Annotated in this window: 19 protein-coding genes; 5 read left to right on the plus strand and 14 right to left on the minus strand. The window is 58.7% G+C overall.

The window, feature by feature from the left end; all coding sequences use genetic code 11:
* Window positions 1-119 precede the first annotated feature (119 nt).
* Both BMX75_RS00830 and BMX75_RS00835 read left to right on the plus strand, forming a co-directional pair.
* Window positions 120-332 carry a DUF1127 domain-containing protein gene (locus BMX75_RS00830; protein ID WP_092824405.1) on the plus strand — a complete coding sequence of 71 codons (213 nt, stop codon included), beginning with the start codon at window positions 120-122 and terminating at the stop codon, window positions 330-332.
* Complete coding sequence (locus tag BMX75_RS00835) at window positions 319-1200, plus strand: PhzF family phenazine biosynthesis protein (protein WP_092824407.1); 882 nt, start codon at window positions 319-321, stop codon at window positions 1198-1200. The genes BMX75_RS00830 and BMX75_RS00835 overlap by 14 nt, the downstream gene beginning before the upstream one ends.
* Before the next feature lie 43 nt (window positions 1201-1243).
* Here BMX75_RS00835 and BMX75_RS00840 read toward each other — a convergent pair whose 3' ends face one another.
* From BMX75_RS00840 to BMX75_RS00850, 3 genes are all read right to left on the minus strand, one after another.
* On the minus strand, window positions 1244-2296 hold the full coding sequence (locus tag BMX75_RS00840) for a class I fructose-bisphosphate aldolase (protein WP_092824409.1): 1053 nt from the start codon (window positions 2294-2296) through the stop codon (window positions 1244-1246).
* A gap of 132 nt (window positions 2297-2428) precedes the next feature.
* A complete protein-coding gene (locus BMX75_RS00845) occupies window positions 2429-2830 on the minus strand; it encodes an Hsp20/alpha crystallin family protein (RefSeq protein ID WP_092824412.1) in 402 nt (133 codons plus the stop codon).
* Between the two features lie 37 nt (window positions 2831-2867).
* Entirely contained in the window at window positions 2868-3329 is a 462-nt protein-coding gene (locus tag BMX75_RS00850; RefSeq protein WP_092824414.1) for an Hsp20/alpha crystallin family protein, read from the minus strand.
* A 287-nt stretch (window positions 3330-3616) separates the two neighbouring features.
* Between BMX75_RS00850 and hpxO the strand changes: the two genes are divergently transcribed.
* Entirely contained in the window at window positions 3617-4837 is a 1221-nt protein-coding gene (gene hpxO / locus BMX75_RS00855) for an FAD-dependent urate hydroxylase HpxO (protein ID WP_092824416.1), read from the plus strand.
* Window positions 4838-4870: 33 nt separating this feature from the next.
* Here hpxO and BMX75_RS00860 read toward each other — a convergent pair whose 3' ends face one another.
* From BMX75_RS00860 to BMX75_RS00875, 4 genes are all read right to left on the minus strand, one after another.
* Window positions 4871-5491 (minus strand): TetR/AcrR family transcriptional regulator, encoded by a 621-nt coding sequence (locus tag BMX75_RS00860; RefSeq protein ID WP_092824418.1) that lies wholly within the window; start codon window positions 5489-5491, stop codon window positions 4871-4873.
* Window positions 5492-5592: 101 nt separating this feature from the next.
* Window positions 5593-7089 carry a CoA-acylating methylmalonate-semialdehyde dehydrogenase gene (locus tag BMX75_RS00865; protein WP_092824420.1) on the minus strand — a complete coding sequence of 499 codons (1497 nt, stop codon included), beginning with the start codon at window positions 7087-7089 and terminating at the stop codon, window positions 5593-5595.
* Between the two features lie 20 nt (window positions 7090-7109).
* On the minus strand, window positions 7110-8483 hold the full coding sequence (aptA, locus tag BMX75_RS00870; RefSeq protein ID WP_092824422.1) for an omega-aminotransferase AptA: 1374 nt from the start codon (window positions 8481-8483) through the stop codon (window positions 7110-7112).
* A 389-nt stretch (window positions 8484-8872) separates the two neighbouring features.
* Window positions 8873-9700 (minus strand): HalD/BesD family halogenase, encoded by an 828-nt coding sequence (locus BMX75_RS00875; RefSeq protein ID WP_092824424.1) that lies wholly within the window; start codon window positions 9698-9700, stop codon window positions 8873-8875.
* A 228-nt stretch (window positions 9701-9928) separates the two neighbouring features.
* Here BMX75_RS00875 and BMX75_RS00880 point away from each other — a divergent pair, with 228 nt between their 5' ends.
* Complete coding sequence (locus tag BMX75_RS00880; protein WP_092824426.1) at window positions 9929-10201, plus strand: helix-turn-helix domain-containing protein; 273 nt, start codon at window positions 9929-9931, stop codon at window positions 10199-10201.
* 78 nt (window positions 10202-10279) lie between these two features.
* On the opposite strand, the gene BMX75_RS00885 is transcribed toward BMX75_RS00880, so the two are convergent.
* The 5 genes from BMX75_RS00885 to hutI form a co-directional block, all read right to left on the minus strand.
* Window positions 10280-11626 (minus strand): Na+/H+ antiporter family protein, encoded by a 1347-nt coding sequence (locus BMX75_RS00885; RefSeq protein WP_092824428.1) that lies wholly within the window; start codon window positions 11624-11626, stop codon window positions 10280-10282.
* A 74-nt stretch (window positions 11627-11700) separates the two neighbouring features.
* Entirely contained in the window at window positions 11701-13236 is a 1536-nt protein-coding gene (hutH, locus tag BMX75_RS00890; RefSeq protein ID WP_092824430.1) for a histidine ammonia-lyase, read from the minus strand.
* A 14-nt stretch (window positions 13237-13250) separates the two neighbouring features.
* Entirely contained in the window at window positions 13251-14930 is a 1680-nt protein-coding gene (hutU, locus tag BMX75_RS00895) for a urocanate hydratase (RefSeq protein WP_092824432.1), read from the minus strand.
* Window positions 14931-14984: 54 nt separating this feature from the next.
* Window positions 14985-15947, minus strand: coding sequence for a formimidoylglutamase (gene hutG, locus BMX75_RS00900; RefSeq protein ID WP_092824434.1), 963 nt, complete (start codon window positions 15945-15947; stop codon window positions 14985-14987).
* Window positions 15937-17151, minus strand: a complete 1215-nt coding sequence (gene hutI, locus BMX75_RS00905) for an imidazolonepropionase (RefSeq protein WP_092824436.1) — start codon at window positions 17149-17151, stop codon at window positions 15937-15939. The genes hutG and hutI overlap by 11 nt, the downstream gene beginning before the upstream one ends.
* A 310-nt stretch (window positions 17152-17461) precedes the next feature.
* Between hutI and BMX75_RS00910 the strand changes: the two genes are divergently transcribed.
* On the plus strand, window positions 17462-18778 hold the full coding sequence (locus BMX75_RS00910) for a YjiH family protein (RefSeq protein WP_092824438.1): 1317 nt from the start codon (window positions 17462-17464) through the stop codon (window positions 18776-18778).
* Window positions 18779-18825: 47 nt separating this feature from the next.
* On the opposite strand, the gene hutC is transcribed toward BMX75_RS00910, so the two are convergent.
* Window positions 18826-19542 (minus strand): histidine utilization repressor, encoded by a 717-nt coding sequence (hutC, locus tag BMX75_RS00915; protein ID WP_092824440.1) that lies wholly within the window; start codon window positions 19540-19542, stop codon window positions 18826-18828.
* A gap of 83 nt (window positions 19543-19625) precedes the next feature.
* A complete protein-coding gene (locus BMX75_RS00920; RefSeq protein WP_092824442.1) occupies window positions 19626-21005 on the minus strand; it encodes an L-serine ammonia-lyase in 1380 nt (459 codons plus the stop codon).
* Between the last annotated feature and the right edge of the window lie 21 nt (window positions 21006-21026).

Here is a 21026-nt window from a genome sequence, read left to right on the forward strand (position 1 = left end):
AAACCGCCATACAGAGGTATAGCACGCCCTTCTGTATCTTAAAAACAATAAATTCTATATCTGTATCAAAACATCAGCGCTGAGTAATCTGGTCTGGCACACACCACGGAGGATTCGCCATGCCGCGCTTCAGCCTTACCCGACTCCGCTACCAGCTAGGTTATCAACTTCGCTACTATCAACAATGCCGCCGTAGTCGCCGCCATCTGTTAACGCTCGATGACCGGCTGCTGGAGGATGTCGGCATTAGCCGCGAGCAGGCCCAAAGAGAGGGCCGCAAACCGTTTTGGAAACATGCGTCTGTTGACAGGGGGCCTTATGAAAACCGTTGAGTATTACCTGCTGGATGTGTTTACCGACCAGCCGTTTACCGGCAATCCACTGGCCGTCTTTTTAGAGGCTGGAGAGCTTGAGACCAGCACTATGCAAGCGCTTGCTAATGAACTCAATTTGGCTGAAACGGTGTTCTTGAGTGCCGCCACTAGGCCGAACCATTTCCCCATGCGGATATTCACCCCCACTCAAGAACTAGCCTTTGCAGGCCATCCGACGGTGGGCACCGCGCAGCTATTGGCCGCTTTAAAGCTTGTGAACCGTGATCAAACCTTGGTGCTTCAGCCACCTGTTGGCGAACTGGCGGTACGCTATGACCAAGGAAGGGCGACGTTTACCACTGCCCAGCCTGCAAGTATCAAGGACAGCAACCTTGATCACGCAACCGCCGCCGAGCTACTTGGGCTTGAGGGGCATAAGGTGGTTGGCAACCCGGTGCTGGCTTCCTTTGGCCTGCCCTTTCATTTGATCGAGCTAGCAGATATCACCGCTCTGGAGAAGGTGCGCATTTCAACAACCACCTGGGCAAATGCCGTCGCACACAGCAGTGCCGAGCAGATCTACCTATATGTCGCTGAACAGCTACACAGTGCCGAGATGCTTATTAACAGTCGTATGTTTTCCATGGAGAACAGCCTTTGCGAAGACCCCGCTACCGGTAGCGCCGCAGCCGCATTGACCGGCTATTTGGCATCCCTTCAGCCAGATGCCTTGCAGTGCAAGATTCATCAGGGGGTTGAGATGGGGCGGCCCAGCGTTATCCATACCGCCGCCAATGGCGGGATCAAAACAGGCTTTGTGGAAGTGGGCGGTAACGCTGTGGTGGTGGGCAGGGGCGCTTTCGACATACACCAAACCATTGGCTAAGCGCCCCTTCTGTTCCCCCATGTGAGTCGTGAGGGCCAGGAGATCAGGCGACGGTCACGTCCTTGGAGAGATAGACATCCTGAATTGCATGCAGCAGTTCAACGCCTTCCGGCATCGGTTTTTGGAACGCTTTACGCCCCGAGATCAAGCCCATACCACCGGCCCGCTTGTTGATCACCGCCGTGCGTACCGCTTCGCCGAGATCGGAGTGCCCTTTGGAGCCACCGCCGGAATTGATCAAACCGGCGCGGCCCATAAAGCAGTTGGCGACCTGGTAGCGGGCCAGGTCGATGGGATGGTCAGTGGTCAGTTCGCTGTAGACTTTCTCATGGGTATGTCCGAAACCGACCGCCTTATAGCCGCCGTTGTTCTCGGGCAGCTTCTGTTTGACGATATCCGCCTTGAGCGTTGCGGCCATGTGGTTGGCCTGGCTGGTGAGGTCGGCGGCAACGTGATAATCGGCACCTTCCTGCTTGAAGGCCGGGTTACGCAGATAGGCCCACAACACGGTGACCATTCCCAGTTGGTGGGCGCGCTCGAAAGCCTCGCTGATCTCCATTATTTGCCGACGGCTTTCATGGGAGCCAAAGTAAATCGTCGCCCCGACCGCCACACAGCCCATGTCGTGGGCCTGCTCAACATCAGCAAACAGCGTCTGGTCATACATCGCCGGGTAGCTAAGCGTCTCGTTGTGGTTGAGCTTCAACATCATCGGGATCTTGTGGGCGTAGCGCCGTGCCACGGAAGAGAGAACCCCAAGCGTCGACGCGACGCCATTGCAGCCCCCTTCAAGCGCCAGCTCAACGATATTGGCCGGGTCGAAGTAGCGCGGGTTCGGGGCAAAGGAGGCACCCGCCGAGTGCTCGATGCCTTGATCTACCGGCAGTAGGCTTAGGTAGCCGGTGCCCGCCAAGCGGCCATGATTAAACAGGCTCTGCATATTGCGCAGCACCGCCGGTCGACGGTCACTATCCGCCATGACACGGTCAATAAAATCGGGGCCGGGTAAGTGCAAGCTGTCGCGGGGAACGCCCTGGCAGGTGTGGTTGAGCAAACTCTCGGCATCGCTGCCGAGCAACGCGGTTATATCCGTCATGACGCAATCCTCTCTATCGATAAGGGAAGTATCGAACACTCCTTATGTAGAGCATAGAGCTTAAATTGCGACTAGGGAAAGTACCGCCCCGCGCACTCTAGAGTGCCGGGGCAGCTAAGCGTCAGCTTCGTTTTACGCTGCCTGTACCTCGATACGCCGCGTGCGATGACTATCTTTCTTGGGCAGCGTTACCGTCAGCACACCATTGACGATACGTGCCGTGATCGCGTCACCGTCTATTTCGTGACTGAGGTTGAAGCGGCGTGCGAAACGCCGACCACGCACCTCAGCATGCAGCGCGCTCAGCCCTTCGGGCATGTTCAGGTTTATTTCGCCCTCCAAGCTCAGCACGTTATTGTCGAGCTCGACACGCAGTGAGTCGTTGGTAACGCCTGGCATGTCGGCAACCAGCTTGATGGCATTATCTTCCTCGACAATGTCCACTGCTGGGAGCAGCGTTTCCTGCGGGTTCTTTTCTTCATCCCGCTGTTGAAGCGAGGTTTGGTTATTAGATGAACGAACAACGTTATTCATGATTTATCCCTCCTTATTCAAGGTTAACAACCATGATTTACGCCGCCTGAACATCGATACGACGCGGCTTGAGCTCCTCGCGCTTGGGCAGCACGATCTCGAACACCCCGTGGGCATGGCGGGCTTCAGCCCGGTCTGCATCCACGCCATCCGGCAGCGCAATGGCGCGCACAAAATCACCGCTGACGCGTTCGCGACGGAATACCGGACGCGAGCGCTCGCCATCGTTATTGCCAATGACAGACTCACGCTTGCCGCGAAGGGTCAGCACATTGTCCTGAACATCAATGGTGAGATCCGTAGCGTCCAGCCCCGCCGCAAACACATAAACGTGCACGGCTTCATCGCTACGGGCCACATTGATCATCGGGAAGCTGCCATTGGGCACTGCGCGTATATCCATCGCATTGCCATCGGGCAAAAAGTCGTCCAACAACTGGCGGAACCAGTCCAGCTGGCGAGGTGAGCCAACATCAAAACGCTTGAGATCATCGAACATATCGAACACCTCCTACGTTAAGCAGACTATGGGAAGAGATGCCGCTATATCCCATCGCAGCGCCTCTTAAATCGCAAAATAGGAGCATTCAGACAGTTTTCAAGGGGGGCAATAGGCATTTTTTTGGCTTTTACTTTCAACTGTCCGGCATGTCGTGAATACCTGTTCCGACTGAGCATTACCTGTACATTAAACCTCAATTTTGTATACAGTTAGCTGTCGCGATGGGCTTGTTGGCTTACCCAATTAACGCTCATTGTGCTCTTTCACTGCTCCAGGAGTTTGCCATGCCCCGCCCTCTTACCACATCTCTCAATATTCTCGTTATCGGCGCGGGCATTGGCGGGCTGAGCACCGCTCTGGCATTCCAACAGCAAGGGCACCAAGTCACCGTTGTAGAGCGTGTGGCGACCATACGCCCGGTGGGCGCGGCGATTTCGCTATGGCCGAATGGCGTCAAGGTCATGCACCAATTGGGCCTGGGTGAGACCATCGAGGGCTTGAGCGGCGAGATGACCCAGATGCGCTATCTCACCCAGACAGGCCAGACGTTGACCGACTTCAGCCTGGCACCGCTGTTTGGCGATGTCGGCCAGCGCGTCTGTCCGATTGCCCGCGCCGCCCTCCAACAGACACTGCTGGACGCCGTCGGGACCGAGCACATCCAGTTTGGCCGCCGATGCATTGACTACACGGTCACCCAGCACGGCGTGGCGGCGCATTTTGATGACGGCGCAAGTCTGAATGCCGACTTGCTGGTCGTGGCAGAAGGTACGCATTCAAAGCTGCGCAGCAAGTTGGTAGGCCATCCGGTGGAGCGCCAATACGTCGGCTACGTGAACTGGAACGTCCGCGTGCCTGCTGATGAAGCCTTGGCACCGCTGAGTCACTGGGACCAGTACGTGGGTGACGCCAAGCGGGTTTCCTTTATGCCCATGGGTAGCGGCGGCAACGAAGAAGGCACTCAGGAGTTCTACTGCTTCTTTGACGTGCCGCTCCCGGCAGGTACCACCAACGACCCCGACCACTACCGCGATGAATTGCGCGAACACTTCGCGGGCTGGGCCGAGCCCGTGCAGGCGCTGATTGAACGCTTTGACCCGGCGCGCATGGCCCGCGTGGAAATCTACGATATTCCGCCGCTGGATTCGCTCACCGCTCCCCGCGTTGCCCTGCTGGGGGATGCCGCTCACGGCATGGCGCCCGACCTAGGCCAGGGCGGCTGCCAGGCGATGGAAGACGCCTGGGTGCTCTCCCAGGCGCTCGCGCGTGCGCTGGAAGAAAATATCGATACGTCAGCGGCCATCGACAGCGCTCTGGCCCAGTACGACCGGGCACGCGTCGACCGGGTGGGCGAAATCGTCCAGCGTGCCCGCAAGCGCGCCGCGATGATCCATGGGCACGATGCCACTCACACCCAAGCCTGGTACGACGAACTCAAGAACGAAGATGGTCAAGCCATTATTGACGGCTTGAAGACCACGGTGACCGGCGGGCCGCTGGGGTAACACGAGCTGTCCATAAGGGAGCACCCTCCTGACTCACGCCGTCAGCCCGATCCCCCGAAGTATGACCGAGGTCACCGACTGCACGGCTTTTTCGAACTGTAAGTCGTCAAGCGGTTGGTCGTCGTTGAGCAGGCAGATCTGGTAGTCAAAGTCGGCGTAGTGCTGAGTGGAGGCCCAGATCATGTAGAGCAGGTAGGACGGCTCGACGGGGTTGATCTGGCCCGTTTCAACCCACTCGCGGATTTTCGACTCTTTGAGCTTGGCCCATTCGTAGAGGTTGTCGCGCAGGCGTTCTTTAAGGATCGGGGCGCCCTGCATCACCTCGGCCGCCCATACTTTTGAGCCGTGGGCACGATTGCGGGAGTGGTTCATCTTGGCGCGAATATAGGTGGAGAGCACCACGCGGGGGTCATCGTAGAGTTCGAAGCATAGCGCGTCCTGCTTCCAGACCTCTAAAAGTTCCAGTAACACATCCTGGTAAAGCGCTTTTTTAGTCGAAAAGTAGTAGTGCACGTTGGACTTTGGAATATCGGCCATCTGGGCGATTTCGCCCATTGATGCCCCGGCATAGCCCTTTTCAGCAAACAGCTGTTCCGCCGCCTGGAGAATCTTTTTCACGTTGGTCTGCCGAATTTCGTCCTGGGTTCTTGCCACGCTGCACTCATCCTTTCATGTCTTACGCCTAGAAGACGCACCAAAAAAAGCACCATCGCAGTGCGACGGTGCTGAGAAGATGTCTTAGTTACTGTGGCGCGTCAACTTTGATTGGCAGGAAAAGAGAACTCCGCCTGTGTGGCTTCACTCACGGAAGGCCAGCGTTGGGAAACTGCTTTGCGGCGGGTGTAGAAGCGTACCGAGTCGGGCCCGTAGGCGTGAAGGTCGCCGAACAGCGAGCGCTTCCAGCCGCCAAAGCTGTGGTAGGCCACCGGCACCGGCAGCGGTACGTTGACCCCGACCATGCCGACTTCAATGCCGTCGGTAAAGCGGCGGGCGGCTTCGCCATCGCGGGTGAACAGGCAGGTGCCGTTGCCGTACTCGTGGTCGTTGATCAGCTGCATGGCGTCATCCAGACTGCCCACCCGAACAACACACAGCACCGGCCCGAAGATCTCCTCCTGGTAAATGCGCATCTCGGCGGTGACGTTGTCGAACAGGCAACCACCGACAAAGTAGCCTTCTTCATGGCCCGGCACTGCCAACTTACGCCCATCGGCGACCAGCGTTGCCCCGGCATTGACGCCGTCTTCGATGAAGCTCAGCACTTTATCGCGGTGCTCGGCGGTGACCAGCGGCCCCATATCCAGGCCTTTCTCGGTGCCCGGGCCCACTTTGAGGTGGGCGATTTTGGGCAGCATGGTTTCCACCAGCCGATTGGCGGTCTCATCGCCCACGCATACGGCGACCGAGATCGCCATGCAGCGCTCACCACAGCTGCCATATGCCGCGCCCATCAGGGTGTTGGCGGCGTTTTCCAGGTCGGCGTCCGGCAGCACCACGGCATGGTTTTTAGCGCCGCCCAGGGCCTGCACACGCTTACCGGCGGCGGTGCCACGGGTATAGATCGCCTCGGCGACCGGGGTGGAGCCGACAAACGAAATGGCTTTGACAGCCTTGGCATCGAGCAGCGTTTCCACCGCTTCGCGCCCGCCGTGCACCACGTTCATCACGCCGTTGGGGAGCCCGGCTTCCTGAAGCAGTTCCGCTACCGCCATGGCCGCGGAGGGATCTTTTTCCGACGGCTTGAGGATAAAGGTGTTACCGCAGGCAATCGCCATGGGGTACATCCACAGCGGCACCATGGCGGGGAAGTTGAACGGGGTAATGCCCGCCACCACGCCCAGGGGCTGGAAGTTGGACCAAGCATCGATGCCGGGCCCGACGTTGTGGGAATACTCGCCCTTAAGCAGCTCCGGCACGCCGCAGGCGTACTCGACGTTCTCGATGCCCCGCTTGAGCTCGCCCATGGCGTCTTCGGGGGTTTTGCCATGCTCTTCGCTGACCAGCTGCACCAGGCGGTCGGCGTTATCTTCCAGCAACTGCTTGAAGCGGTACATGACCTGGGCGCGCTTGTTGGGCGGCGTATCGCGCCAGGCGGGAAACGCCGCCTGGGCGGCGGCAATCGCTTGCTCGACGTCGGCGGCACTGGCATCTGCCACTTGGCGAATCACTTGCCCCGTCGAGGGATTGGTCACGTCCAGCGTGCGCTGGCTTTCGATCAACTCACCGTTAATCAGGTGGGAAACAACGTTCATGTTCTACTCTCCGTCATCATTTATGCCAGCGCATCCAGGGTGGTCGCCACAGCGTCGAACAGCCGCTCCAGCTCGGCCTCGGTAGTACCAAACGGAGGACCAAACTGCAGCGTGTCACCGCCGTAGCGCACGTAGAAGCCTGCTTTCCAGAGCGCCATGTGCGCATCGCGGGGGCGGATCGTTGGGTCGCCGTCGCGGGGTGCTAGCTGAAGCGCCCCGGCCAGGCCGTAGTTGCGGATATCCACAATGTGCTGACGGCCTTTGAGGGCATGAAGCTTCTGCTCAAAGGTAGGCGCAATGGCATTGACCTGAGCGGGGAAGTTGTCGCGCTCCATCATTTCAAGAGCAGCAAGCCCCGCGGCGCAGGCCACCGGGTGGGCGCTGTAAGTATAGCCATGGGGAAACTCGACGGCGTGCTGCGGGCCGCCAGCGTGCATGAAGGTATCGAAAATCTCGCTGGAGGCGATCACTGCGCCCATGGGGATGGCGCCATTGGTGATCTGCTTGGCGACGTTCATGATATCCGGCGTGACGCCAAAGGCCTCGGCACCGGTGGTCGCGCCGCTACGGCCGAAGGCAGTAATCACCTCGTCAAAAATCAGCAGAATATCGTGGGCGGTACAGATCTCGCGCAGCCGATCCAGATAGCCCTTTGGCGGCACGATCACCCCCGCCGAGCCGGACATCGGCTCGACAATCACCGCGGCAATGGTCGAGGCATCGTGGAGCGCGATTTGATCGAGCAGCGCATCGGCAAGCTCGGCACCGGTATCGGCTTGGCCCTTGGTATACGCCTGGTCAGTCTGCAACGTATGCGGCAGGTGCGTCACGTCCATCAGTGGACCGTAATGCTTCCGGTTGGGGCCGATGCCGCCCAGGCTGGTGCCGCCAATGTTGACGCCGTGATAACCCTTGGCGCGGCCGATCATGCGGGTCTTCTCGGGCTTGCCCTTCAGGCGCCAATAGGCCTTGGCCATCTTGACCGAGGTATCCGCCGCCTCTGACCCCGAGTTGGTGAAAAACACATGATCAAGCCCGGCGGGCGTCAGGCTGGCGACCTTCTCCGCCAGCTTGAACGCCAACGGGTGGCCAATCTGAAAGCCGGGTGCAAAATCAAGAGAGCCGAGCTGCGCCGCCACGGCTTTCTGGATTTCTTCGCGGTTATGACCCGCACCGCAGGTCCACAGGCCGGAAAGCGAATCAAACAGCTTGCGGCCCTGGTCGTCGATGTAATAACGCCCTTCCGCCCCGGTGATGACCCGCGGGTTGGCGCGGAAATCCCGATTCGAGCTAAACGGCATCCAGTAATGCTGATTCAGCACGCCATCGGGCGCGTGGTCGCCAGCAGCATCCGCTGAAGCCTGAGGGGTGGTTTTGCTTTTTAGTCCAAACATGGTGTCCAGCTCCATCGCTGTGAGGCATGGCCTCAGCATGGCCGACTGAACACGTTTATAAAATCATGCTTTCCTTTTGTTCACGTTAGACAATCTATACGTAACACGGCATGGCTAAGCTACCCCTCACAGCCTGCAAACTTGAGCGGGCCTTCACTTTAGCCCCGGGGAGGGAAGCCCTTGTTAATGTTCACTTGGCAGGATGCCAGGGCAGAGCAAGTGACTCAGCGTTCTGGACGCTGGCGTCTCAGTACTCTTCAAGCCGTGACGCATGTCGAGTCCCAGGCAGGCAGAAAGCCACTCAATGGCAAGGATGCTCAAACGAAACAACATGATAAGCCTCGGAAAACTCCGAACCCTTCCAGGCTACCCGTGATGAATATCAAATATTAGCGAGGGGAAGTTCTCCCATAAAACAACTCAGACGTAAGATCATTAAGTCGCATATCGTCATGCTCCCCATAGGTAAGCACTGAGTTTATCCTAGGAGTCCCCCCTTCAACCGGTGTTACACGATGCATGGCACAATTACCATGAAAGAAGGCGAGTGTCCCAGGCTCACTGGACTGGATCTTGATTCGGGAGCGGTCACCATGCAGCACCTTCTTGACTTCATCGTAGCACTCGTCCTGCTTGGTCCTTAAGGCAGGAACGTACTCGAATTCGCCACCTTTCTCGGCCTTCTGATACATGACCGTGACCGAAAACTCACTACGATCATAGTGCCAGCCAAGCTCCTCACCCGGCTTGAACAAAGTGATCTGGAGCGCATCGAGCGGGTCGGCGCTACGATACAACATCGGTTTTTCCAGCACTGCCGCAATAAACTTGGTCAAGTCGTCCGATTCATATAGGCGACGCAAGGGGGCATCCGCGGGAATATAGTCATAGGCGATGCCGTGCTTGGCCGAACGCACCTGGAACGCCAGGGGATGATCCGGCTCGACTGTCTCATCGAAGGGCTCGAAATAGACGTTGTGCGCCCTATCGCTTACCCAGGCCTTGCTTTCTAGCTGGTTAGCCAGGTCCACCATCCTGGCCACCGCCTCGTGGTTAATGAAGCCTTGTAGTGTGCAGCAGCCATCCTTGGCCAATTCCTGGCGACAGCTATCGATCAGCGCTCTCCCACGCTCGCTGTCAAGCTCATGGATGGGGTAGCGATTGAGGTCGACGACATCAGCATAATCGGGGCGAGACAAGGTAGTTGTAATTGACATTTCTTCACCTCATGAACGTAGGATTTTCAGAGCGATGCACGGACAACACGAGCTGCTATTACGTCGGACATACCTTTCAGCCCCCTCCTGGTTACCGCGAGAACAAACTCGCTTTTCCGCACGCTCACGACTCATTGTATATACAATGAACCTGGAAAATCATGACGTTTTCGACATCAAACGTTAAGGTATCCTACATATCCGATACGTCATACTGAGGGGAATTCAGTGGGCACCTTACCTCCACTACGTGCGCTGCAGGTCTTCGAAGCCATTGGACGCTACAGCAGCGTAACGGAAGCTGCCGGGTGGCTGGGAATTTCGCCCGCCGCCGTCAGCCAGCATATCAAGCAGTTGGAAGCCCACCTGAAGATGAGTCTGGTGGAGCGCGAGGGGCGGCGCCTACGAATGACCCGGGCGGGAGGGAAGGGAGCAAACGCAGGCTATCGACGCGCTGATGCGGACTCCAAAGCCGGGGCCGTGACACCATCTTCAGAATAGTCATTTCCAGGAAAGCCATGGAAAAAGCTGGCTCACCCCGCGGGCGAGCCAGCTTTTTCTGCTCTACGCGACGACAAATCAGAGCGTCATGGCGGCGATCCACCCGAAGATGATCAGCGGGATATTGTAGTGTAGAAAAGTTGGTACCACGCTGTCCCAGATGTGGTCGTGCTGACCGTCAGCATTGAGTCCGGCAGTTGGGCCTAGCGTAGAGTCTGATGCAGGTGAGCCAGCGTCACCCAGGGCTGCGGCGGTACCTACCAGGGCTACCGTCGCCAGGGGCGAGAAACCGAAGTTGAGAGCAAGCGGTACATAAAGAGATGCGATGATGGGGATCGTCGAGAATGACGAGCCGATGCCCATGGTGATGAAAAGCCCCACCAACAACATGACCAGCGCCGCCAACCCCTTATTGTCACCAATGATGTCAGTGGAACTACTCACCAATGCTTCAACTTCACCGCTTGCTTGCATGACGCTGGCAAAGCCAGCCGCGGTAATCATGATGAAGCCCACCAAGGCCATCATGCGCATGCCTTCGGTGAAGATGCCGTCCTGCTCGTGCCAGCGAAACACACCACTCAGCGACAGCAGGGCGAAGCCGAAGATACCGCCGAGCACCATCGAACCGGTGTACAACTGCACTGCTACCGTGCCAACGAGGGAGATGGCCAATACCGACTTCTGCCAGAGCTTGAGGTGCCGGGCCGCCTCGGCCGGAGTCTCTTCGCCATGTGCCAAGTCGCGATCTTCGTAGTCACGGCCCTTGCGGTAGCTAAACAGAGCGGCCACAGCAAGACCCAATGCCATGCCGCCGATGGGAATCACCATAGCCATAGGCACCATCTGGCGTGTTACTTCCAGCCCTAACTCGGCACCGCTTTCGTTGAGATTGGTGAGCAGAATGTCATTGAGGAAGATAGCACCGAACCCTACAGGCAGTAGCATGTAGGGGGCGGTAATGCCGAACGTGATCACGCAGGCAACGAGTCGGCGGTCGAGCTGCAGGTGGTTCATGAGCTTCAGTAACGGCGGTACCAGCACTGGAATGAACGCAATATGCACTGGAATAAGGTTCTGAGAGCTGACCGCAGCTGCCAGCAGAGCCGCCAACAAGGTATAAGTCACCATGCGCCGACTACTACCCGTTTCGTTGATATGGAAGCGGCGAATAGCACGGTTGGCCATGACTTCGGTAATCCCGGAACGAGAGAGCGCGACGGCAAAAGCACCCAACACGGCATAAGCTAGCGCCACGGTGGCACCGTTTCCAAGGCCATCATTAAAGGCATCGAGAATGTCGCTAATTGGCATGCCAGCATAGAGGCCGCCTACCAATGCCGCGACGATAAGAGCAAAGACGACGGAAACTCGGGCAAGACTGAGACTGACCATCACCAAAATGGCCAAAACGATAGCATTCATAAAAAGCTACTCTTGTCGTTGGAATTGAATGCGGTTACCCCCGTAGCCTTTAGCCACGGGGAGGGAAGTGCTTGTTAATGTTCACTTGGCAGGATGCCGGGGCAGAGCAAGTGACTCAGCGTTCTGGACGCTAGCAGATCGCTGGCGGCCTCAATGTCAGGGGCGAAGAAGCGGTCCTGATCGTAGTGGCTAACCCGGTCGCGTAGCAGCTTCCTGGCCTGTTCAAGCGTCTCGGTACTCTTCAAGCCGTGACGCATGTCGAGCCCCTGGCAGGCAGAGAGCCATTCAATGGCAAGGATGCCACGCACGTTGTCGGCCATTTCCCATAGCCGTTTGCCAGCCGCCGGCGCCATGGAGACATGGTCCTCCTGGTTGGCTGAAGTCGGCAGGCTGTCAACGCTGTGTGGATGCGCCAGCGCCTTGTTCTCGCTGGCGAGGGCTGCCGCCGTTACCTGGGCAATCATGAACCCGGAGTTAACACCGCCTTTTTCAACCAAGAAAGGCGGCAGTTGGGACATGTGCTTATCCATCATCAACGAGATGCGACGCTCGCTAAGCGAGCCGATCTCAGCGATGGCCAGCGCCAGGTTATCGGCGACCATGGCAACCGGCTCGGCGTGGAAGTTGCCCCCGGAAAGGATGTCGCCACTCTCAGCAAACACCAGCGGGTTATCTGAGACGGCGTTGACCTCAACTGCCAAAACGTCGGCAACATGACGAATCTGGGTCAGTGCTGCCCCCATTACCTGAGGCTGGCAACGCAAAGAATATGGATCTTGAACTTTGTCGCAGTCAGCATGGGAATCGCCAATGGCACTGCCATCACCGAGCAGGTGGCGATAGGCTGCCGCGGCGTCAATCTGGCCACGCTGGCCACGCACCTCGTGAATACGCGCGTCAAAAGGGGAGCGCGACCCAAGGGTGGCCTCAACCGTCAACGAGCCACATACGGTAGCCGCAGCGAACAAATCCTCGGCATCGAACAAGCCGCGCAGCGCATAGGCGGTGGAAACCTGGGTACCGTTGAGCAGCGCCAGACCTTCCTTGGGTGCCAGCTCCATCGGGGCTAGCCCTGCCACCTTCAGTGCCTCCTTGGCGGAAAGCCACTCCCCCCGATAGCGCGCCTTGCCTTCGCCGAGCAGTACAACACTCATGTGCGCCAACGGTGCCAGGTCACCGGAGGCGCCCACCGACCCTTTCAGTGGGATATGCGGGTAAACTTCAGCATTGATCAGCGCTATCAGGGCATCAAGTACTTCGCGACGAATACCAGAATAGCCGCGAGCCAGGCTATTGACCTTGAGCACCATGATCAGCCGCACCAGGTCGTCATCCAGCGCTTCGCCTACACCGGTGGCATGAGAAAGTACTAGCGAGCGCTGCAGCGCCTCGAGGTCCTCGTTGGCAATACGGGTCTGAGCCAACAGCCCAAAGCCCGTATTGATGCCGTAGACGGTGCGATTCTCAGCGACCACCCGGTTAACACACTCCACGCTTTTATGGATATCGGCGTTGGCGCTTTCGGAGAGCCTGACCGGCACATGCCCCTCAAAAACGCAGCGCACCTGAGCCAGGGTCATCTTGCCGGGTTTAATCTCGAGATGAGTCATCAGTCAACCTCCTGTTATTTGTCCAGCATCGGCAGATCAAGGCCGTGCTCGCGGGCGCTCTCTTTAGCGATCTCGTAGCCGGCATCAGCGTGTCGCATGACACCGGTCGCCGGGTCGTTGCGCAGCACACGGCCCAGACGGGCGTGGGCATCGTCGCTGCCGTCGGCGACGATCACCACACCGGCATGCTGGGAGTAGCCCATGCCCACGCCACCGCCGTGGTGCAAGGAGACCCAGGTGGCGCCACTAGCGGTGTTAAGCAGGGCATTGAGCAACGGCCAGTCGGAAACAGCGTCCGAGCCGTCCATCATCGACTCGGTCTCGCGGTTGGGGCTGGCCACCGAGCCAGAGTCCAGGTGGTCACGACCGATCACCACCGGCGCCTTTAGCTCGCCATTGGCGACCATCTCGTTGAATGCCTGGCCGAGACGAGCGCGATCCTTGAGACCCACCCAGCAGATACGCGCTGGCAGGCCCTGAAAGCTGATGCGCTCGCGCGCCATATCGAGCCAGTTGTGCAGGTGCGGATCGTCGGGAATCAGCTCCTTCACCTTCTGGTCGGTCTTGTAGATGTCTTCCGGGTCGCCGGACAGCGCCGCCCAACGGAAGGGGCCGATGCCCTGGCAAAACAGCGGGCGAATGTAGGCTGGCACGAAACCGGGGAAATCAAAGGCATTCTCGACCCCCTCTTCCATCGCCATTTGGCGGATATTGTTGCCATAGTCGAAGGTCGGTACGCCCATCTTCTGGAAGTCGAGCATCGCCTGAACATGTACTGCCATGGACTGCTTGGCAGCCTTGACAGTGGCTTGTGGCTCGCGTTTTCCGCGGGTGACGTACTCTTCCCAGGACCAGCCTGCTGGCAGGTAGCCATGCAGCGGGTCATGAGCGCTGGTCTGATCGGTGACCATGTCGGGCCTGACGCCACGCTTGACAAGCTCCGGGAGCACATCGGCAGCGTTGGCACATAGGCCGATGGAGATCGCCTTACCCTCGGCGGTATAGCGCTCGATACGTGCCAGGGCGTCGTCAAGATCCGCCGCCTGCTCGTCCAGATAGCGGGTACGCAGGCGAAAATCGAGGCTGGTTTGCTGGCATTCGATGTTGAGCGAACAGGCACCCGCCAAGGTAGCCGCAAGCGGTTGCGCACCGCCCATACCACCAAGGCCAGCAGTAAGTATCCAGCGCCCTTTCAGGTCGCCATCGAAGTGCTGGCGACCTGCCTCGACAAAAGTTTCGTAGGTGCCTTGGACAATGCCCTGAGAACCGATGTAGATCCACGAACCTGCGGTCATCTGTCCATACATCATCAGGCCTTTACGATCCAACTCGTTGAAGTGCTCCCAGTTGGCCCAGGCGGGTACCAGGTTAGAGTTGGCAATGAGTACCCGCGGGGCGTCTTTATGGGTTTCAAATACACCGACTGGCTTGCCGGACTGCACCATCAAGGTCTGTGTGTCCTCCAGGCGCTGGAGCGTATCAACAATTTTGTCATAGCATTCCCAGTCGCGGGCGGCGCGGCCAATACCGCCATACACCACCAGATCCTCGGGCCGCTCGGCCACGTCAGGGTGCAGGTTATTCATCAACATGCGCAGCGGTGCCTCGGTGAGCCAACTCTTGCAGCTACGCTCAGTACCGGTGGGCGCGGCGATCTTGCGGGAGGGGTCGTGGCGATTATCGTGCATCGTCATGGTGTCTTCCTCTGAGAGTGATGTTCGTGGTCAGAAACGTTGAGCCTTAAGCGCTTAGTCGTTCAGGGTCAGCAGGTGCACTAGGCGAGCCGCCACCCTGGCGGTGCGGCCATCGATATCATGGCGGGGATTGAGCTCCGCCAGGTCGGCCAAGCGCAGCTTGCCGCTGTCTCGAATGCGCTCGAGCAGGGGCTCGATCAGGGCGAGTGAGACGCCGCGGGCAGCCGGGGCGCTCACCCCAGGCGCCTCGGCGGCAGGCAGCACGTCCAGATCAATGGTCAGGTAGAGGTGGTCGCAACGGGCGATGAACCGTTCCAAGTCACGCTGGATGGCATCCAGGTAACGCGCGTCGAAATCCCGGTCTTCACGGACCAGCACCCCAAGCTCGGCCGATCGGTTGAACAGCGCACGGGTATTAGCGGCCCGACTCACGCCCAAACAGGCGTAGCAGAACGGCCAACCTCGCTGTTGGCTGCCGTCGGCGATCTGGGAGAACGGCGTGCCGGAGGAGCGCACGTGCGCCGGGTCGCGCAGATCGAAGTGGGCATCGAAATTGATGATGCCGACTCGCGGCGCGGTCTCGCCGCGACTTGCAAGGTGTTGGGCGAGCCCCGACCAGCTGGCATAAGCAACCTCATGGCCGCCGCCCAGTATGATGGGCCGGTGGCCGACGTTGAGCAGCGGCGTCAGGCGGTCGGCCAGAGCCTGTTGGGCGTCTTCCATGGCGTCGCCTTTACAGCATACGTCACCGGCGTCATAGGCAGGATCACGACGGTGCCAAGCTAGCGGAGCTAGTGCCTGGCGTAACGCGGCAGGTCCTTCGGCGGCACCCACTCGGCCCTGGTTGCGTGCCACGCCCGCATCGCAAGCAAAGCCCAGCAACGCACAGCCCGGGGCGCCACTCTCGGTCAGTGGCCGAACCTTTTGGTGCCAGCGCTCGCTGTGGGACTCGGGATCGGTGCGCCCTTGCCAGGGCGTCATGTCGATAGCGTTATCAAGTGGCGTCTCAGATGGCATGTGTCAGCTCCCCCTGGAAAAGACGCTGACGCAGGCGTCCTGGCTGGACGGCATAGGCCAGCGCAGCCGGGGTGTCGATATTCCAGACACACAGATCGGCGCGGGCGCCTTCCTCAATCCGCCCCTCGTCCTTGAAACCGAGAGCGGAAGCGCCCTGGGCGGTCATACCGGCCAGGGCTTCTTGAGGCGTCAGGCGGAACAGGGTACAGGCCAGGTTTAGCATCAGGGTCGGCATGAACAGCGGCGAGCTGCCCGGGTTAGCGTCGGTGGCCACAGCCATGGGCACGCCGGCCTTGCGCAGTGCTGCGATGGGCGGCTGCTGGGTCTCACGCAAAGTATGGAAAGCCCCCGGCAGGATCACGGCGACGCTACCGGCCTGCCGCATGGCAGCAATCCCAGCCTCATCGAGATACTCGATATGGTCAGCGGAGAGTGCCCCGTGACGGGCCGCCATGGCCGCGCCGCCCAGGTTGGAGAGTTGCTCGGCATGGGCCTTGATCGGCAGGCCATGGACCTCGGCCGCCTCGAACACCCGTTCGCATTGGGCCACCGAAAAGGCAATTTTCTCGCAGAACACATCAACGGCATCGGCCAAGCCTTCCCTTGCTGCAGCCGGGATCATTTCCTGGCACACCAGGTCGATGTAACCGTCGCTGTCATTCTTGAACTCCGGAGGAAGTGCATGCGCGCCGAGCAGCGTCGTCACCACACGCACCGGCAGTGCCTCACCGAGGCGGCGTGCCACTCGCAGCATCTTCAGTTCGTCTTCGACCGTCAGTCCATAACCGGACTTGATTTCCACGGTGGTGACACCGTCGGCAATTAATGCTTCAAGGCGTGGCTTGGCCAGTTCGAATAACGTCTGCTCGCTAGCATCGCGGGTGGCCGACACGGTGCTTAGGATGCCGCCTCCTCGGCGGGCGATCTCTTCGTAGCCAGCTCCCTCCAGGCGAGCCTCGAACTCGTCTGCTCGGGAACCGCCAAACACCAGATGAGTGTGGCAGTCCACCAGGCCTGGGGTCATGACACCGCCACAGCCCATCTCGTCACAGCCTTCAGCTTGATGCTCAACGAAGTCATGCATGGCAACCAGAGAGACGATGCGATCACCCTGAGTCATCACGGCCATGGGCTCTGGCAGGGTGTGGAGACCGTCGAAGACACTGACATCGCGCCACAAACGACGTTTCTCGGTGTTAGACATGTAACCTCCTCGGGAAAGATCTATTATGTATATACAAATAGACTAGCCCTGAAGACGCTACGAGTCACCCCCTGAACATCGTTCAAAGGTTTATCTGCTGGATAAAAAAATCATTGGAAAATAAATAATTAAATATATTTTTCAATTGTTTATTCTTCGATCATCACACTAAAAGGCGATAAGAACCGCTTTTTAATTCGACCAATGTCTAATCACAAAGAGTGGCTCGGATAGAATCTCGGGCTTAAATTATGTATATACATTAGCAAGCAAAATGCTTACTCCAGCCATCATCACCAAGAGGTGTGCCATGCCCCTCCCGAGCGACAACCCCCGACAGCGGGCCAGCAGCATCCTCAAGCTCTTCCTACCCAGTGCCCTGGGTATCTTGATCTTCTTCGTTCCGGTCGAGATCAATGGGCACAGCACGATTTTGCTTGATCACATGGTGACTGGCGTCCGCAGCCTATTGGGTGATACCAGCGGACTCTATGCACTGGCGCTGATCGTGGCGGGTGCCGCCTACCCGCTGGTCCGGGGTTACTGGAACCGTAGTCTCACCGAACGCATTTTCACGATGCTAAAACTGCTTGGGGTTATCGCGGCACTAATGGCACTGACAGGCTGGGGCCCCGCCTTTCTACACGAACCCGATATACTGCCTTTTCTGTTCGATAAGCTGGTGATTCCAGTAGGTCTGATAGTGCCCATCGGCGCCATCTTCTTGGCCCTGCTGATCAGCTTCGGACTACTGGAGCTGATCGGCGTGCTGATCCAACCGGTGATGCGCCCCATCTGGCGCACACCGGGGCGCAGTGCCATCGATGCGGTGGCCTCTTTCGTCGGCAGTTACTCCATCGGACTGCTGATCACCAATCGGGTCTATCAGGCGGGGCAGTACTCCGCCCGAGAAGCGGCTATCATCGCCACCGGCTTTTCCACGGTCTCGGCCACCTTCATGATCATCGTCGCCAAGACTCTCGATTTGATGGCAGTGTGGAACCTCTACTTCTGGCTGACACTCTTGATCACCTTCATTGTCACCGCGGTCACCGTCCGCTTACCGCCGCTTTCGCGCATGGATGACAGTGTCGAGGACGGCGAACCGAAGGCTGAACCCGGTAAGCGGCTGGCTACCGCCTGGCAGGTCGGGCTGGAGGTGGCAGCCAAAGCACCCAGCCTACATCGCAGCGTGGCGGTTAATTTCAAGGAAGGGTTGGTGATGGCAATCAGCATCCTGCCATCGATTATGTCGGTGGGCCTGCTAGGGTTGTTGGCTGCCAAGTACACGCCGCTGTTCAAATGGCTGGGCTGGGTATTCTACCCATTTGTGGCCGTGTGGGGGTTGGAGGACGCAGCAGTGCTGGCCCAGGCCTCCGCCGCCGGGCTTGCCGAAATGTTCCTACCGGCACTGTTGATGGCTGAGGCCGAGTTCGCCGCACGCTTCGCCGCGGGAGTGGTGTCGGTCTCCGCCGTGTTGTTCTTCTCGGCCTCCATTCCCTGTATTCTCTCAACCAGCATCCCGCTTACGGTGGGAAAGATGCTGATCGTGTGGTTCATCCGCGTGGCGCTGAGCCTGTTGCTAGCGGTACCCACCGGGTATCTGGTGCAGGCACTAACTGGCTGAGTCCGCCGTCGAGCTTGCATTGGCGTGCGTCTTGGCTACCCGCGGGGTCAGCTCAGCTCTCGATGCATTGATGAACGCAGCTTATACCGCTCCCCAGGATGGAGCAGCCGTGCGTAGCTGATCAGTCGCTCACCAGACCAGGTACGCCGAATCATGCTGAGGCAAGGGCTAGCCGTATCTATACTCAGCCATTCGGCAGCCTGTGCATCGGGCAGGAGCGCTTCGACGATATGTTCGACATCGGTGATAGGACAAGCGGCCACCAACACCTCATTAGGAGTGTGAATAGTGAAGTCGGCATCGAGATAGTCGGGCACCCAACGGGGATTGACGTAGCGCTTCTCCAACTGGATTGGCACCTCATTCTCCAGATGCACGATCAAGGTATGAAAGGCCCGGCTGCCAAGCCTGACCCCAAGGCGCAACGCCACCTCGTCGTCGGCCTCAATGGCTTCGCAGGTTAACACGTGGTTGCCGTAGCGATGCCCCCGCGTACGCACCTCCTCGGCGATGTTGTACACTTCGACCAGCGATGACTCCGCCTTGCGGTCGGTCACGAAGGTGCCTAACCCCGGCTGACGGGTTAGATAACCCTTATGCACCAAATCACGGATCGCTTTGTTGGCGGTCATACGGCTCACATTAAAGTCACGCGCCAGTTGCTCCTCCGGCGGAATCTGGTGATGTGGCGGCCATTCGCTGCTGTTGATCTTGTCCAGCAGATGCTTTTGTATCTGCTGGTAGAGAGGCGGTGTGCTGACCATGAGTCATCCTTGGGAGCGGAAAATGTCTATACATGGATGAGTGTACCCGCCCCCGTCACTTAGAGGCACCCCTTGCCCCCTCATCAACACTCAATCGTATTAACCGCCAACCCGCCTTTCGAGGTTTCCTTATATTTATCCTGCATATCAGCGCCGGTATCACGCATGGTGCGGATCACCTTATCCAGCGAGATAAAGTGTTCGCCATCACCCCTTAGTGCCATCTGAGCGGCGTTGATGGCTTTTATTGACGCGATGGCGTTGCGCTCGATGCAGGGCACCTGGACCAAGCCGCCGACGGGGTCACAGGTCAGCCCCAGGTTATGCTCCAGGCCGATTTCAGCGGCGTTTTCGACCTGCGCGACACTGCCGCCCATCAGTTCCGCAAGGCCAGCGGCGGCCATCGCGCACGCGGAGCCGACCTCGCCCTGGCAGCCCACTTCAGCACCCGAAATCGAGGCGTTTTTCTTGCACAGAATGCCCACGGCACCTGCCGCCAGCAGGAAGTCGACGACGTCTCGCTCGCTGGCCCCTTCGCGGAAGTGCATGTAGTAGTGCAAGACCGCCGGGATAATACCCGCGGCACCATTGGTCGGCGCCGTCACCATGCGCCCACCCGCGGCATTTTCTTCATTGACCGCCAGCGCATAGAGGTTGACCCAGTCCATTGCCGACATCGTCGTGGTAATCACTGACGGATTTTCATCCACTGCCTGCAACCTTTGATGCAGCAAACGTGCCCGCCGACGAACATTCAGCCCGCCGGGCAACACGCCTTCGGCCTCAAGTCCTTTGTTCACACAGGCTTTCATCGCCGCCCAGATATCGCAAAGCCCTTGGCGTATCTCGGCTTCGCTGCGCCAGGCACGCTCGTTTTCGAGCATCAGCTCACTGATCCGCAGGCCGCTATCCCGACACATGGTCAACAAGTCGGCCGCGCTATGAAAGTCATAGGGAAGCTCGGTGGTATCGCTGTCCAGCTGGCCTTGATCTGCCTGGGCCTGATCCACCACGAAACCTCCGCCCACCGAGTAATAGGTATTGCGGTACAGCTCACCGTCTTGTCCATGGGCGATCAGCCGCATGGCATTGGGATGATGCGGCAGGCTTTCCTCGAACAGCTGCATGTCACGCTGCCACTGAAAGGGAACGCTGTACTGGCTGTTCAGGAGCAGCACCTCAGAGGCTTTCAACGCGCTGATCGAGGGGCCAATAACATCCGGATCGATTTCATCTGGCCTTTTCCCCATCAGGCCCATGATGACGGCGTGATCCGTGCCGTGGCCCACCCCCGTTGAGGAGAGAGAACCGAAGAGGTGTACCTCAACGCGAATGACGTCGTTCAGCAGCTCACTTGCCCCAAGTTCACCGATGAAGTCAAAAGCGGCCCGCATTGGGCCGACAGTATGTGAGCTCGATGGCCCGATGCCGATCTTGAAGAGATCGAAAACACTGATTGACATGCTTGTCTACCTTACAAAGAT

The sequence above is a fragment of the Vreelandella subterranea genome (assembly GCF_900111305.1).
In the GTDB taxonomy this organism is placed as follows: domain Bacteria; phylum Pseudomonadota; class Gammaproteobacteria; order Pseudomonadales; family Halomonadaceae; genus Vreelandella; species Vreelandella subterranea.